The organism is Cyanobacterium sp. T60_A2020_053, assembly GCA_015272165.1.
Classification (GTDB): domain Bacteria; phylum Cyanobacteriota; class Cyanobacteriia; order Cyanobacteriales; family Cyanobacteriaceae; genus Cyanobacterium.
Genome location: JACYMF010000098.1, coordinates 35,783 through 50,752 on the forward strand (window position 1 = coordinate 35,783; position 14,970 = coordinate 50,752).

The window sequence follows — 14,970 nt, forward strand, 5'->3', positions numbered from 1 at the left end:
TTAAAATTTAAAATTAAATTCCTCTACTTCACTTTCTTGATGGTTATTTTCTCTAGGAGTCAACTGCCATGTTTCTAACCATAAAACCCACAAATAAATTACCCCTAAAGTTAAGGCTGAATATACATCCCCCCCCCAACTGTCGTGAAACCATGTAAATAAATCATCATAACCGGCACCATGAAAAAATGCTAGAATCGTGTTGCGAATGATGTTACCCATGACACTGGTAATGACTGCCATGATGATTAATATAAACGGCTTCGGGCGCTGGTTTAGTAAATCTCGCCAATAAAGCAAAATTAAAGACACATATAAAGTGGTAAAAAGCATTTTTAACCCTGCGCAGTAGGGCGCTACTTCCACCAAGCGCCCGTTAACCGCCACATAAATACCGTTGACGGTGACATTAAAACCCAAATGAAAGAGAATAAAACCCGAAATTCCAGCAATAATTTTTTGTAACCACAGAGTGTAAGGAGTAATCAAATAGGGTATGGAGTTAGGCACAGCTAAGATAATCAGTAATAACGGAAACCAAAATAATTTTAATCCTTGTTTACCTTTAAGGAAATAAGTTAAACCAATAATCATGAGAGTGAAAGAAAAATTAACAAATTCACTCACCCCTGTGAGAAAAAATACTCCAGCTAAAGCCACTACAAATAACCCAAGATAATTAAATTGATAGGATAATTTTTGCCATGGTTTTCTTTTTAGCCAAACTAAGTAACTAGCGAAAGGAATACCAATTAAGCCATGACTAAAGTATTCATGCTCAATGCCAATACTTTTATTTAACCACCCATCATACCAATGCCATAACACTGGTGCATACATCACCGCTAAAATTGCCAAAATTAAATAATTAAATTTATTTCCCTGTTTATGAGGAGAAAATTGGTTAACTAATTCCATGATTATTGTCTATAGTTTGAGGTGTTTTAATTTTAGCCTAAATTATCTCAAGAATAATTTTTTTACATACAGTACTTATGAGGAGAAATATAATTTTAGAAACTATAACAATTCCCCATTATTTATGAGAATTTGTAATGAACTTCCCCTTTTTTAAGGCATAGGAAGGATCGTTTTCCCATGATTTGTTAATTGCTATTTACTATTAAAAAGTCTTGAAAGTATCACCCCTGTTACCTGTCGCCTTTTTAACTAACTTAATTGCCAGAACCGATTTAGTATTGCTATATGCTATATATCAGGTAGATTTTTCTCCAAATCGCTTAAATTTTTTGAGTTCCAGAAAATTATACTAATAAAAATACCAAAAGCGGAAAATAAACTATATTGAAAACCCATACCAGCGCCCGACCCCGTGCCAAAAATTGGGGTTAAAATATTATTTGTCATCATCAAAGGTTCAAAAATTTGATCAGCTAAAATCCCCCCTAGTAAAGCAGAAATTGCACCTACTCCCAATCGCAACCAACTGCTAAAAGCAAAAATTCTTCCTAGTAAATTAGTATTAATTTTACTTAAATAAAGAGCTTGAAGAGAGCTATAAATCAAGGGAAAATTTAAACTAGAACAAAACTGTAACGGTATCCAAATTAGTGTAGATTGACCAAAACCAAAGATAAATTTACAAATTCCAGCGCCCATCATCCCCAAGACGAAACCTCGAAAATTATTTTTAAATTCTCCCCAAAAAATAATAATTAACCCACCGATAACCCCCCCAATTCCTGCCGCCGTGCTAATACTACCCAGAATAATTGTATTTCCATCGGTGCGAGAAAGAATTAACGGTTTAAAAATACTTTCGCCAATATCAAGAATAATGCCAGTAAACAACCCTGTAATTAAGGTTGGGGCAAGAAAAGCAAAGGAAATAAAAGCTAAGGCGGTAGCTGTGCCTGTTTTTTCCCATGCCCTAACGATTTGGGCAAAATTAGTCATATTACTGCCAATGGTTGACAATAATTGACCTATCCAAATAGTTAAAAATTTCCTCATAATTTAGTTTAGAATAAACTCCCTTAATTCTTCTAAAATATATTTAGTGGCGATCGCACCATTTAAGCCATTCCATAAACCATAGTTAGCAAAATAAACTTGATTATTGATAGTCGCTGGTAAAGATTTTGTTAAAGAATTTTCCTGCCAATCTTGTTTGAAGGGCGCTGTTTGATTCGCTATAATCTCAGCATTGCTTTTATTTTTCACATCCGCATTATAGCCAAGAATAAAAATCCAGTCCGCTTGTTTGGCTAATTCCGGTAAACTTTCTAAAGAAATCGGCGCACTCACCCCAACATTATCATCATCATGGGGGATTGTTATTATCTCAAAACCTAATTGATTGAAAATACTAGCTAAATCACTATTTTGACTAAGGATAAATAAATTATCATTCAAGCCATTTCCTGCTAAAATCAGTACTTTATTTTTATTATTAATAACATCTTTAAAATCTGCTTTTGTTTGATTTAATTGATTTTCATAATCATCGAGAATTGTTTGAGCTTTTTCCTTTTCGTTTAAAGCTGTAGCTAAAGTCATTAAATCCTCTTGCCATTTGCCCTTAATGGTGCGATCTTTAAATAACAAAGTAGGGGCAATTTTCGATAAAAATTCGTATTGATTTTGATTGCGAGTTTCCCCTAAGATTAAGTCTGGTTTTATCTTTGCTAAGACTTCTAAAGAAGGATTATTTGCACTACCTAAATTATAAGGCTCAGTGGTAATTAAATTTCCTAAAATAGGGTCAATTTCTTTTACATTAGTGATTTTTTTTTCTTTTTCAAAACCAAAATAACTCTTTAAATAAAGATGGAACAATTCTTTCCCAAAAAACGTATCAAGAGAAATAGTATTGGAGGATATTAAAAAATATTTTAATTCTTTAAGATAAGATATAGCAATTATCAGCCTTATGAGATACAAAACGATCCCCTAAATCCCCCTTAAAAAGCAGGGTGTTTTCAAAGTCAGGATCAAAATTGATTTGTTTTTGACAAGAAGACAGGTTGACAGGGAGACAGGAGGATTTTTTACTATTAATTGATTTATTATAGCAGTCCTAAATCATTTGTGAGAAATTGAAACTAAGTTTTCTCTTTATTAAAAAGGGGTTAAGGGGGATAATATTCTCATGACTCATTTAGGATTGCTATAGTAGTTAAAAACCTCTGAATTTCAGACTATTAGCTAGTTTGAGAAACTAATATTTTTGAGAATGAAAACGCCCTGCTTAATAAGGGGGACTTGAGAATAATCAACGTACCTCATCATTATGAAAAACGCTATATTTATTTCCTAATTCATAAAGTAAAATGCTAAACAAAAATTTTTAACGATGGGCTAATTGAAAGGTTTTGGGATTTACTCCGAATAATTTTTGAAAGGCGGCATTAAAAGAAGTGGCACTATTGTAACCAACATTTTCGGCAACTATAGCCACATTTTTCTGCTGTTTTAGTAAATTTTGAGCCATATTCATCCGATAATAATATAAATGACCAAATACTGTATTGTTAAAAATTTCTTTAAATCCTTCTTTTAATTTACGGGCATTTAATCCCACTTGATGAGCTAATTCTGTTAAAGATGGTGGATTTTGATAATTATTAATTAATATTTTTTCTGCTTGGTAAATTGCTTCTCTATCTATTTGATTCAGTTTAATTTTGTTTATTGTTTTTACTTGATTTTGATTTGATAAATATTCAAGTTTTAAAGCGATTAATTCTAAGACTTTAGCTTCTAAATACAAGTTTTTTGTCAAACCATAAAAAGGACAATTAAGCATTTGTAAAATAACCATTTTCATGGAAGGTATAATGATTTGCGGTGTGGAAATAGGTAAAGTATTATCCCCATAAAAAAAGGGTTTTAAATCCTCTGGAAAGTTATCACCATACTCATTAATTAATGAGTCTAATAAAGATTGACTTAAATGTATATCCACTGCTTTAGAGGGAGTATTAGCTAATTCTTGCCATATATCCCCCTCATTATTTTTTTCAATTACATAACAAAATCCTTCTTTAAAATTGGTGTTAATATTAGGTGGAATATATTGGGGTAAACTTAATTTAAAGGCAATTTCTAGGGTTTCTTCTATATTTCCTCGACTATCGATAATGACGTTTTCATATAGTTGATAATCATGGATTACGATGGAAATTCCATTTCGTAGTATGATTTCTCTTTTATAGCCTTTTCCTAGCCATTCAGGAGCTAAAAAAGTGCGATCGCACTTATCTTTAATTAAGTCAGGATTAGTGTTAAGAGTGTATTGTCGTGATAGATTTTTTAATTCGGTATTATCAAATTTAATAGTCATAAATAAAGGATAATTGAGTAAGTAAAAAAAGATTTTATTCAGAAGTGAATAATTAATTAATAACTCGGTATTGCTTAGTAGAAAATAACTCTTTCTTTCCTGATTGCCCCACTGTCATGATCTCTTTCGTCACTTCTAATCTTCCTTGACGAGTGATAACTTTTTCACTTTTTAAGTCACAATAACTTATTTCTACTTCTGCCCAATTTGGTTCATCTTCTTCTTGATTTTTTACTATTTCTTGAGAAATAACTCGACCAGTTTTAGGATAAGTTAACCATTTTCCGCCAATTTCTTGCCACAATTTAGCTTCTAAAATTTGCTCTAAATAACTAACTCCACTCCATCCCCGATAATAAGGACGCAATTTGTTAATATCTTCGGAATTATTAACTAAAGTATTTAAAATTTCTAAGTTTAAATGTCCCCAATATCTACCGCTAGGGAAATCAATTAAAGTTGGTGCAAAACGATGTCCACCAATATGACTACAGCGCCATATTCTTAAGTTATTATTACTATATTCTTTTCTTAATTTTTCGTAAACAGGATAGCCAAAGCGACTACAGGCTATATCCACGTTACCATGGGTGCAAACTAATATTTCTCTGATATAATCCGAGTTTTGTTGATATTCTTCAAATTGATCAAGATTCGATGAGGTAATTAAGCTAATCGCTAAGTCATTGATTTTGTCAAGGGGTAGCAAATATTCTTTTTTCTCTAGGTTATTAAATAACGGTGAAGGGCGCTGGTAGTGAATCACCCTAGTTAATCCTTGTTGAGAATACATTTTATCAGATGCGATGGCTAAAGGACGAAATTTGTTTAATTTTCCCTGAGACATTAACTCAGATATGAAAGAAACAAAGGGTTTTAATTCTTCCCTACTCGTCCAAAATTTTGCTTCCCATGGTTGGGGTAATTCTATTATTAGCCATCGATCATAACATCCTGCACTACCTAATGGGTCTTCTCCATTGTTTTGGGAGATAAGATTACAAAATTGACAATCATTTACATTGAAGGGTGATTCTAATAACATAAATTTGTTTGAGAAACTTTATTTTGAATCTGATCATTAAGATCAAACTTTTAAGAAAAATTATCAATAAGAATTATAACAGATTATGAACAGTCCGAAGATACTTCATTGCTTTTCTAGGTGAATAGCTTTTTCAAAGAGACAATAGCGTCTCATTTAAAATTATATATCAGGCACATTTTTTTCTAAATTTTTAGATATATCTAATTGCCAAAAAACAATAGTAATAATAATACCTAAAAAAGAAAATATAGTATATTGAAAAGCCATACCAGCGCCCTCCGCCGTGCCAAAGATAGGGCTTAAAATATTAGAATTATTAAATAAAGGTTCAAAAAAATTATCAGCTAATAAACCTGAAATCAATAAGCCAAATGGTGACATAACCTGAGCGATGAAATAACGAGAAGCAAAAACTCTTCCTTGAAAAGAAGGATCAACTTTTGATAACCAAATTGATTGATTAGAACTACCAATTAAAGGAGAGAAAAAAGACATAAAAAATCCTGACAACATCCACCAAGCAGGAACATTAAATAAAGCCAAACAAAAACTACTAAATTCTGTTAAAATATTACCAAGTAATAAACCATTTACCCTATTTTTAAAACCACGCCACAAAGTAAAAATAATACCACCAACCACACCGCCAACACCTAGCGCCCCCTGCACCAAAGCCAAAACTTCCCCTGAGTTATTACTTCTGGCTAAAATCATCGCTGGAAAAATTCCCCAAGCAATATTACTAAAAAAATTAGCAGTTAAAAGAAATAATAAAAGAGCCAATAAACTAGGATGATTAAAAATATAACGAAAACCAAAACTTAATCTTTGTGGTAAACTTTCATAGTGATTAAATTCTTTTTTCGGCTGGGGTATTTTTACAATGATAACAGTAAAAATTGCTATCAAGAATGTTATTAAATCAATGATTAAAACACTACTTAAACCACTACGATAATAAAAAAAAGTAGCTAAAAAAGGAGCTAAAATTTCTCCAGCTGAATAAGTCAAATAATCTTCCATCACCGTTGCCCTAGTATAGTCTTTTTTTGGTACAATCATCGCCATAGAAGTAGAAAAAGCTAAGTCTTGAAAATAGCTAAATAAACCATTAATAGCGCCCGTAAAATATAAATGCCAAATTTGTAAATTATCAGTAACTAATAAATATAAAATAATGATTGTAGAAACACCAGCAATACTATCCCCCAGCATCATTAAATATTTGCGGTTATAACTATCAACAATTACCCCCGCAAAAAGTGAAGCAATAATGCGCGGAGTTTGCACAAAAAAGACAATTAAAGCCAAAGGCGTTGCTTTTTCTGTAGCTTCCCAAGCCCACAATGTCACAGCAAAATTAGTCATTTGTGAGCCAATAGTTGATAGGGTAATACCTACCCATAAAATTAAAAATGTGTTGAGATTTTTTGGTTTATCCACTTAATTGTAATCTCGTGAAAATTGCTTACAGCAGTTTTCATTTCCTTAAACCACACTTTGGATTATTACAAATATTATCTTTGCGTCTTTGCGCCTCTGCGAGAAACAAAAAACGTGGTTTATTCATTTGAAATGCGCTGTAAATTATTATCTTTGTAGGGTGGGCATTGCCCACCATAACTTTTATTAAAAGCAGAAAAAAAGTAATTAGTATTTTATACTATGAAGAATAAGTATTAACAGCAGGGATTCTGACTAATAATTTTTCTTGTAAAATTTCTGGTACTTTTGCAGGTAAAATATAACCGTTTTCACTATCTGTATATAATTCTCCAAATTCTAATAGAGCTTGATGATAATTTTCATCTAAAGGTGGAATATTAACAAAATGATAAGTATATTTATTATTAGCTAAAAATGACACCGTACAAGGTTGACCACAAGTCCATAAACAACCACTTTTAACTATTTCTACTGACGATTTTTCAGCATTTTTAAGCAAATTCTTATAAAGATAATAACCTCCTGATTTTCCCTCTAAATTTTCTTGATTTGATGATACTTGACAAGACTTACAAATGAATAATTTATCTTTTTTCATAATATTTACTATTTATTTTCTAAAGGTACTAAATACTTAAATAAATCATCTAAAATTAGATTAGCTGCCAGAGGACCTGAGCCGATCCAATAGCTAGGCACTTGATAAACTCGACCATTTTTAACAGCTTTTAAATTTTGCCAAAGTGGGTCTTTTTGTAATTCGATAATTTTTTGCTGTAATTCTGCGTTAATTTGTGGATCATTTTCTCCTGTCCAAATAAAAATCACATCGCCATCAGCTTGATTTAATGCCTCTTTACTAATCTTCATTTGAATAGGATTACCTGTTATTTTTTGGGCTTCTTCTGCACCGATATTCTGACTTTCTGGACGTGATAAACCAGCATCTGTTAGAATAGTCCCTGCAAAAGAATCACGCAAATAAAGATTAATACTATCAGGATAAATTCTCACCACAGAAACTTCTATTTCTGCTAAATTATTACCCATTTTTTGCTTAAATTCTACTAAGCGATTTTCATAATCAGTTATAGATTTTTGCCATAATTCTTCTTTATTAATCAAGATACTAAAATTTTTAAAAACTTCTCGCCATTCACCACTATGATTAAATTTAACTAGGACGGTGGGCGCTATTTGCGATAATTGATTATAAATATTTTCATTGCTGTCTATTCCTACTATTAAGTCTGGCTTTAGTTGTAAAATTTTTTCTAAATTAGGTTCACCAATTTCACCAATATTAGTTACATTAATTAACTCATCTTCAAAGTGTTGAGAAAGACTAGAAAATGTTGTGCCAACTGGCTTAATACCTAAAGCAATTAAATTTTCTGCGGTTACAGAATCAAGAGTTACCACTGTTTGCCAATTTTTGGGAATACAAGTTTTTCCTTGACTGTGTTCAATTTCGAGACAATTTTCTTGAGATAAAGATATATTTTTGTTTTCTATATTTTGACTTTGGCAACCAAAAATAAGCAAAGTTAAAGTTAATAGTAATCCATATTTTTCAGCATAAATTTTTTAACAGATTGAATAAATTGACCCCCAACAAAGTTATTTCAAATTAGAGTATGATTATACTTCTTAAAGAAATAAAGCCTTGTGTGGGTTGAATATTATTCAACCCCTACGAACTTTAATATTTTATTACGCACATTGAGTTAAAAGCGCCAAGAAACTTTACCAGAAATGTTGAAAGGTGCGTCCGGGCGCGCGCCGAAAAACTCTCCTGACTCAAAATAATTAGTATCAAATAAGTTTTCGATATTAATTTGTGCATCCCAATTATCTTGCTTATAAAATAGAGCTAAATCCGTACGGAAATAACTAGGTACAGTATAAAGAGGCTCAAATAAAGTAGCTTGTCTTTCTCCGACATAAAATAAACCTAAACCAAAGCCTAAACCTTTATAATTCCCCTGTTGAATTTCGTAGGTAGTCCATAAGCTAAATTGATTAGAAGGGGCATTATCCAAAGTTCTACCCTCTAACCCGTCATTATCCCGATTAACAAAAGCATTTAGATGACTAAACCCTCCTGTTATATTCCATCCAGGCATGATTTCTCCATTCGCAAACACTTCAAACCCTCGGCTGGTTTGCTCTCCCGTTTGAATACTAAAAGCAGGATCACTAGGATCTCCCGTAACAATATTTTGCTTTTTAATATCAAAAACAGCAGCTGTAACACTCAATCTATCTAATAAATCAGCTTTAACTCCTAACTCCCATTGTTGTCCCGTTTCAGGAGCGAAACTAGAATCGTCTCCATGACGACTTGCTGCAAAAGTAGGATTAAATGAACTGGTATAAGATGTGTATAAAGAGACGTTTGGCAGAGGTTTATAAACTAAACCAAAACGAGGAGAAATCTTACTGTCACTTTGTTCAAACTCATTACGTGGCTCACCCACAAAACCAGCAGTACGAAATTGATAGGCATGATCATAGCGCACTCCGCCCAAGAAAATTAAATTATCGCTAAAATCAATTTGATCTTGTACATAAATAGCAAAACGATTAACAAAATCATCTCGAAAAAATTCATTTTCGATGTCATAAGGCACTGCTGTATAAATTGGGTCAAAAATATTAATACTAGGATAAGAGTCACTAAATTGGAAGCCCGGACGTTCGGATAAACTTTGATATTCTACTCCTAATAATAGTTTATGATTAATATTTCCTGTGGTGAATTTACTTTCTAATTGTACATCACTAAAAAAGCGATTATAGCGCCCGTCAGCGGCATAAGCCAACCTTGGTAAATCCCCTGTAGATTCATTGGCAAAATCATCAAAAAAGGGAATATACCGAAGGGGATTATAATTGATGGCGTAATTTCAAATTATCATCAAATTCATGGTTAAAATTGTAACCAATAGTAAATTGACCTTGACTAAATTCGGCAAAATCTTCCCCTAAAAAGCGATTTCTTGGTAACGGTATAATGCCATTGTCTGACACGGGAATACCCTCATCATTAGTTTCGCTAATATCAAAATATTGAGCATAAAAATTAACGGAGGTTTTGGGGGTAATATCCCATGTTAAACTAGGAGAAATAAACAAAGTTCTACCATCAACAAAGTCTCGGAAACTACCATAGGTTTTATAAGCTAAATTAAGACGATATTTAACAGTTTTATCTTCATTTAAAGGTCCACTGACATCCACAGCGCCCTTATAAGTATCAAAACTACCAGCGGTGAGGGATATTTCTGCAAATTCACGATCTAAGGGCTTTTTAGAGGTTAAATTAATAATACCTCCCGGTTCAGCCGCGCCGTATAATACAGAGGCTGGACCTTTCAAAACTTCCACACTTGATTTCTTTGATGTTTTCATGAGGATTAATCAAGGTTTCATCTTCCGCCGTTATTACTGCGGTGAAGTCAATAACTAACTTTCCACTATCAGTAATTATTTTAGGTTGTCCTAATAAAAACGGAGATTGTAGCCAAAGTTCAAAAAATTGATCACGAAGTGCCTCCACTACATCTGCTAACACACCAGCAGTTAAACCAGCGCCCGTCGCCACGACAATACCGATAAAATAATCAGCGCCCATCACCCTACCCTGCAACGACAAAGGAATTTTAGCATACCATATCGCCATATAAGAACTAATCATTAGAGGATGATAAAATAACCAAGTAAATCGAAACAAAATCCACAAACTAGGCATAGTAACCAAAGCCACCACAAGCATACTAACACCAGTCCCCAAAAAACCAACAAAAAGACCTCGACTACAATGATAAGTTGAGGTAATTGATAAAAAACCAAAATAAAAGCTATGGCACTAGCTGACTCGGTTTTTTGCCACACCCACAGAGTAAGAGTAAAGTAAGTCATGGCACTACCCACGGAGGAAAATAATTGCCCTAACCAAAGAATAATAAAAGTTTTCACATTTGTAGGGTGACCATTGCCCACAAAAATCAATATTTTATAAATAAAACTGTAGGTTGGGTTGAAGAATGAAACCCAACATGATCAATTTTCTAAATTATCTGTAAGTTTTGTTGGCTTATGCTATTGCTAACCCAACCGACGGGAGTAATTGTTGCTTTAACTCTTGCAAATATAATTCAGTGCCAATAGCGCCCGTCAAACCAAAACATAAGTAAGCAGGGAGATAAAAAACATTTCCTTCTTGACTTGCTTGGAGAGATTGAGTAATAGCATTTTTTGACCATTCCTGTTGTAAATTAGTCACCTGATGTTGTCCAAAATTATCCATATCCTTAAGAGTTTCTAAACGAGTAAAGTCATAACCCAACAACAAGATTAAATCAGCTTTTTCTAATTGGGGTAACACTTCCAATGAAATCGTGGTTAAACTATTAGGCTGAGATGGATCAGAATTTGGTGGCGAGATTAATTCAAACCCTAAATCCTTCACCAAAGAACTACATAATCCCCTATCATTATCAGAAACAAACTCTTGCACCCCTGTAGCCCTTAACAACAGCATTTTGGGGAATTTATTGACAACGGGCGCAAATTCTATTTTTGCCTCCGCAATTTTCTTCTCATTGATCTCTAATATCTCTTGTGCTTGAGTTTCACGATTAACCCCTTGAGCGATCGCCTTCATTGTTTCTTCCGGTTGCGCCCAATCCCCTATAATCGTTGGTGCAATTTTCGATAAATTTTCATACTGTTGAGCATTATTACTTTCAATACCTAAAATCAAGTCAGGTTTAACCTTTAAAATACTTTCCAAATTAGGACTATAAGCAAGACCAACATTAATCATTGAACCATTGATATAGTTTCCCAGATAAGGCATTTGTTGAGCCGGATTGGTATAATCTTGGCTAGAAAAATTAACTTGATCTGCAAAAGCTACAGGTTGAATTTCTAAGGCAACAAGATGTTCTAAAACGTTAGGACCTAATGCTATAATTCGTTTTGGTTCGCCACATACTTTAGTTGTACCCATTTTATGGCTAATTTCACGGCAATCATCAATATTATTATCAGAGATAGAATTATCAATACTTTTATTACAAGAAAATAATAAAAAGCTGATTATTATTACTAAAAAATACTTAAAATCTTTCAGATAAATCATTTTAATTTTGATAAAAAAATGTCATTTGTTAGTCGCTTTAGCAGACTTTTGCTATTAGCTTTGTAAATTTATTGCAAAGGGACTTATTGTAAAAAATCATTACCGGACAATGAAATAAATTTCATTACCAAAAAAGTGAGTTATATCAAGTTCGGATAATTCGTTATAAATAGGTTATATCTTCGCATTTTACCCACCGTGTAATGAATTACACGGCTAGTAGTATCTCGTTCAATAAATTGAACTAAGATTGTTTTTAATTGATTTGTAACTGATCGCGCAGCGGCAGCCTTCGGCTGATCAAGCGGACCTGATATTAATTCCGACTAAAGTTATGAAAAACTATCAATTCGCAGTATGTTTAACTTATCAAAAGTTACTTTTTGGTGAAAATCCTTGATTTATAAGCATTTTACCTGCCACCTCCCCTCCTGCCACTTATTTTTCTCTAATTGAGTTACCCGTAGAGGTTAAAAAATCTCTTTTAGCAGTAGCTTAAAATTTGACAGAAACTGAACCAATTACAGAAAAAGGTTGCCCCGGAGAATTACCAAATAAACGAGCATTGTTGGTACTGCTAATATATTCAGTGTTAAATAAATTATTGATGTTTAAACCCACACGCCAATCATTTTTTTCATAAAAAATTGCCATATTAGTGATAAAGTAACCATCAACATAAAAACTGTTATCTAAATCCCCAGCGCGCTTCCCCACATAATTAAAACCTAAACCTAAACCCAAACCCTCTAAATCTCCTTGTTGAATTTGATAACTACTCCATAATCCGAAACTATGATCACCGTAAATGGGATTAAAGATATTTACTGTTGTTGGTATAGAAGTATTTATTTTAGTGATTTGATCGTCGAAACGATTAAAATTAAAGTCAATTCCTGTCACTAACTGGTGTTTAATATTTCCTGTCTCAAATTCACCAACTACACTTGTATTAATACTATAATCATCAGAACGAAAAGCCCGATTGGCAAAAAAGCGAGTTAAATCTCCTGTAACTTCATTAAAATTGAAAGGTAGTACAGTATTGACTTGGTAGTTTTGTGCTTTGTAGCGAAAACCGTGATTTAAACTCCAATCATTGTTAAATTGATAAATTTGATGTAATGTCGTTAGCATTTCTGGAGTATTTTTCCCTAGTGGAAAATGAAATTTGGATGTATTATCTCCATTGAATAGTTTTTGTAATGGTTCAGAAATTGTTTTTTCTTCTATGACAAATTTATCAAAATAATCTATGGGTGCATAAATACTAATTATTTTGATTTCTGTATTATTGAGTAATGCTAGTTTGACTACTTATGCTTTATTTGCTTTTGTGGGCGCTGGGGGGAGTGCGCTGTTGGTTTATTTTTTTGCTTCTTTGAGCAAGCAGGGTTTATCTCCTCTCAGTTTAACTTTAGCTGGTTCGGCTATGACGGTTTTTACTTCTTCTTTTACCAGTGGGATTTTAATTATTAACCAGCGCACGTTGGAAGAAATCCGTTTTTGGTTAGCTGGTGGTATTGCTGGGAGAGATATAAGTTTAGTTACGCAAATTTTCCCTTATTTTGTGGTGGGTTCGATTTTGGCTTTATTGTTGTCTCGACAGATTACGATTCTTAGCTTGGGAGAAGATACGGCGAAGGGATTAGGGCAAGATACTTTATTGGTTAAGGTGTTGGCTATGGTGGCGGTAATTCTTCTGGCTGGTGCTAGTGTGGCTATTGCTGGACCTATCGGTTTTATTGGTGTGGTGATGCCTCATTTGGTGCGTCTGTTAGTGGGGAATGATTATCGTTGGATACTACCTTTTGCTATGGTGGGGGGCGCTGTTTTGTTACTTAATGCTGATATTTTGGCAAGAGTCATCATTCAACCGCAAGAAGTGCCTGTGGGTTTGATTTTACCGATTTTGGGTGCGCCCTTCTTCATTTATCTAATCCGTTGGAAAACTATTACTCGTTAATTTATTATGAAAAGTCCTTGGCTAGTAATTCGTTCTCAAAAACCGCCTTTTTCGTTATGGTTAGATGCTCGATTACCAAAAATATTGTTAATTTTAATGATTAGTTTAATCATTATGGTAACAGTAAGTATCGTCCAGGGAGAGTATTTTATTCCCCCTCTAGCAGTAGTTAAAACCTTGTTGGGATTAGATAGTAATTCTGATCATCAATTTATTATCAATACTTTACGGCTACCGCGCACTCTCAGCGCCCTCCTCGTGGGCATGGGATTGGCTATGGCAGGTTGTATTATGCAAACTATCACCCGTAATCCTTTAGCTGATCCTAGTATTATCGGCATTAATGCTGGGGCAAGTTTGACGGCGGTGTTATGTATTGTGGTTTTTCCTAGTTTACCTATTGCCCTTTTACCAATTTCAGCTTTTTTGGGGGGGTTAATGGTGGCAATCGCTATTTATTTGGTGGCATGGCAGGGGGAAAATTCGGTAATTCGTTTAGTGTTGGTGGGTATTGGTTTTAATTTTATTGTTTCTGCTATCACTAATATTGTGGTTACTTTTGGAGAGATTAATAGCGTTTCTCAGGCTTTGGTATGGTTAGCTGGAAGTGTTTATGGCAAAACCAATGAGCAAGTATTAATTTTGTTGCCTTGGCTGGTGGTTTTAACGGTAATTACTTGGCTAATGAGTAAGGAGTTAAACAGCCTTCATTTGGGGGAAAATCTTAGCCTTGGTTTGGGGTTATCTTTACAAAAAGTGCAAGTAATTTTATTGATTACCAGTGTAGCTTTATCTAGTGCGAGTGTTGCCATTGCTGGAAGTATTGGTTTTGTCGGTTTAATTGCGCCTCATATTGCCCGTTTTTTGGTGGGTAATACCCATCAAGGTTTAATTCCTGTTTCTGCGCTTATTGGTGCTTTATTAGTGGTTTCGGCTGACGTGGGAGGGCGCTTTTTCTTTACTCCCATTGAGTTACCTTGCGGTATTATTACGGCAGTTATTGGTGCGCCTTATTTCCTCTTTTTACTCTCTAAGTCTCGTTAATATCAAATTAG

At 33.6% G+C, this 14,970-nt stretch carries 13 protein-coding genes and 2 pseudogenes; 2 read left to right on the top strand and 13 right to left on the bottom strand.

Translation table 11 applies throughout. From position 1 onward, the window contains the following. The 13 genes and pseudogenes from crtB to IGQ45_13195 form a co-directional block, all read right to left on the bottom strand. Positions 1–918: a cyanoexosortase B gene (crtB, locus tag IGQ45_13135; GenBank protein MBF2058123.1), complete on the bottom strand. Its 918-nt coding sequence runs from the start codon at positions 916–918 to the stop codon at positions 1–3. Positions 919–1,209: 291 nt separating this feature from the next. Beyond that, positions 1,210–1,974, bottom strand: coding sequence for a hypothetical protein (locus IGQ45_13140; GenBank protein ID MBF2058124.1), 765 nt, complete (start codon positions 1,972–1,974; stop codon positions 1,210–1,212). A 3-nt stretch (positions 1,975–1,977) separates the two neighbouring features. Further along, positions 1,978–2,799 carry an ABC transporter substrate-binding protein gene (locus IGQ45_13145; GenBank protein MBF2058125.1) on the bottom strand — a complete coding sequence of 274 codons (822 nt, stop codon included), beginning with the start codon at positions 2,797–2,799 and terminating at the stop codon, positions 1,978–1,980. A gap of 511 nt (positions 2,800–3,310) precedes the next feature. Further along, complete coding sequence (locus tag IGQ45_13150; protein ID MBF2058126.1) at positions 3,311–4,306, bottom strand: helix-turn-helix transcriptional regulator; 996 nt, start codon at positions 4,304–4,306, stop codon at positions 3,311–3,313. A 52-nt stretch (positions 4,307–4,358) separates the two neighbouring features. Beyond that, the gene (locus IGQ45_13155; protein MBF2058127.1) at positions 4,359–5,351 is read right to left on the bottom strand and encodes a sucrase ferredoxin; all 993 of its coding nucleotides are present in this window, start codon (positions 5,349–5,351) and stop codon (positions 4,359–4,361) included. A 162-nt stretch (positions 5,352–5,513) separates the two neighbouring features. After that, positions 5,514–6,797 (bottom strand): MFS transporter, encoded by a 1,284-nt coding sequence (locus IGQ45_13160; GenBank protein ID MBF2058128.1) that lies wholly within the window; start codon positions 6,795–6,797, stop codon positions 5,514–5,516. 220 nt (positions 6,798–7,017) lie between these two features. After that, positions 7,018–7,398, bottom strand: coding sequence for a DUF1636 domain-containing protein (locus IGQ45_13165; protein ID MBF2058129.1), 381 nt, complete (start codon positions 7,396–7,398; stop codon positions 7,018–7,020). Positions 7,399–7,406: 8 nt separating this feature from the next. Further along, positions 7,407–8,384 (bottom strand): iron-siderophore ABC transporter substrate-binding protein, encoded by a 978-nt coding sequence (locus tag IGQ45_13170; GenBank protein ID MBF2058130.1) that lies wholly within the window; start codon positions 8,382–8,384, stop codon positions 7,407–7,409. A gap of 143 nt (positions 8,385–8,527) precedes the next feature. Further along, a pseudogene (locus IGQ45_13175) lies at positions 8,528–10,214 on the bottom strand (TonB-dependent siderophore receptor). Continuing rightward, positions 10,144–10,500: a hypothetical protein gene (locus tag IGQ45_13180; protein MBF2058131.1), complete on the bottom strand. Its 357-nt coding sequence runs from the start codon at positions 10,498–10,500 to the stop codon at positions 10,144–10,146. Before IGQ45_13180 ends, IGQ45_13175 begins: the two are co-directional and overlap by 71 nt. After that, the gene (locus tag IGQ45_13185) at positions 10,500–10,781 is read right to left on the bottom strand and encodes a hypothetical protein (protein ID MBF2058132.1); all 282 of its coding nucleotides are present in this window, start codon (positions 10,779–10,781) and stop codon (positions 10,500–10,502) included. The genes IGQ45_13180 and IGQ45_13185 overlap by 1 nt, the downstream gene beginning before the upstream one ends. A 118-nt stretch (positions 10,782–10,899) precedes the next feature. Next, positions 10,900–11,940 (bottom strand): iron-siderophore ABC transporter substrate-binding protein, encoded by a 1,041-nt coding sequence (locus tag IGQ45_13190; protein ID MBF2058133.1) that lies wholly within the window; start codon positions 11,938–11,940, stop codon positions 10,900–10,902. 504 nt (positions 11,941–12,444) lie between these two features. Beyond that, the gene (locus IGQ45_13195; GenBank protein ID MBF2058134.1) at positions 12,445–13,206 is read right to left on the bottom strand and encodes a TonB-dependent receptor; all 762 of its coding nucleotides are present in this window, start codon (positions 13,204–13,206) and stop codon (positions 12,445–12,447) included. On the opposite strand from IGQ45_13195, the pseudogene IGQ45_13200 reads away from it, so the two are divergent. Together IGQ45_13200 and IGQ45_13205 are read left to right on the top strand one after the other, a co-directional pair. After that, a pseudogene (locus IGQ45_13200) lies at positions 13,205–13,915 on the top strand (iron ABC transporter permease). The gene IGQ45_13195 and the pseudogene IGQ45_13200 overlap by 2 nt on opposite strands. 6 nt (positions 13,916–13,921) lie before the next feature. Then, positions 13,922–14,959, top strand: coding sequence for an iron ABC transporter permease (locus IGQ45_13205; GenBank protein ID MBF2058135.1), 1,038 nt, complete (start codon positions 13,922–13,924; stop codon positions 14,957–14,959). Positions 14,960–14,970: the final 11 nt, after the last annotated feature.

Coding starts and splice junctions, on each gene's coding strand:
- IGQ45_13180 (MBF2058131.1), bottom strand. CDS start 10,500: ATGATTAGTTCTTATATGGCGATATGGTATGCTAAAATTCCTTTGTCG.
- IGQ45_13165 (MBF2058129.1), bottom strand. CDS start 7,398: ATGAAAAAAGATAAATTATTCATTTGTAAGTCTTGTCAAGTATCATCA.
- crtB (MBF2058123.1), bottom strand. CDS start 918: ATGGAATTAGTTAACCAATTTTCTCCTCATAAACAGGGAAATAAATTT.
- IGQ45_13155 (MBF2058127.1), bottom strand. CDS start 5,351: ATGTTATTAGAATCACCCTTCAATGTAAATGATTGTCAATTTTGTAAT.
- IGQ45_13140 (MBF2058124.1), bottom strand. CDS start 1,974: ATGAGGAAATTTTTAACTATTTGGATAGGTCAATTATTGTCAACCATT.
- IGQ45_13205 (MBF2058135.1), top strand. CDS start 13,922: ATGAAAAGTCCTTGGCTAGTAATTCGTTCTCAAAAACCGCCTTTTTCG.
- IGQ45_13150 (MBF2058126.1), bottom strand. CDS start 4,306: ATGACTATTAAATTTGATAATACCGAATTAAAAAATCTATCACGACAA.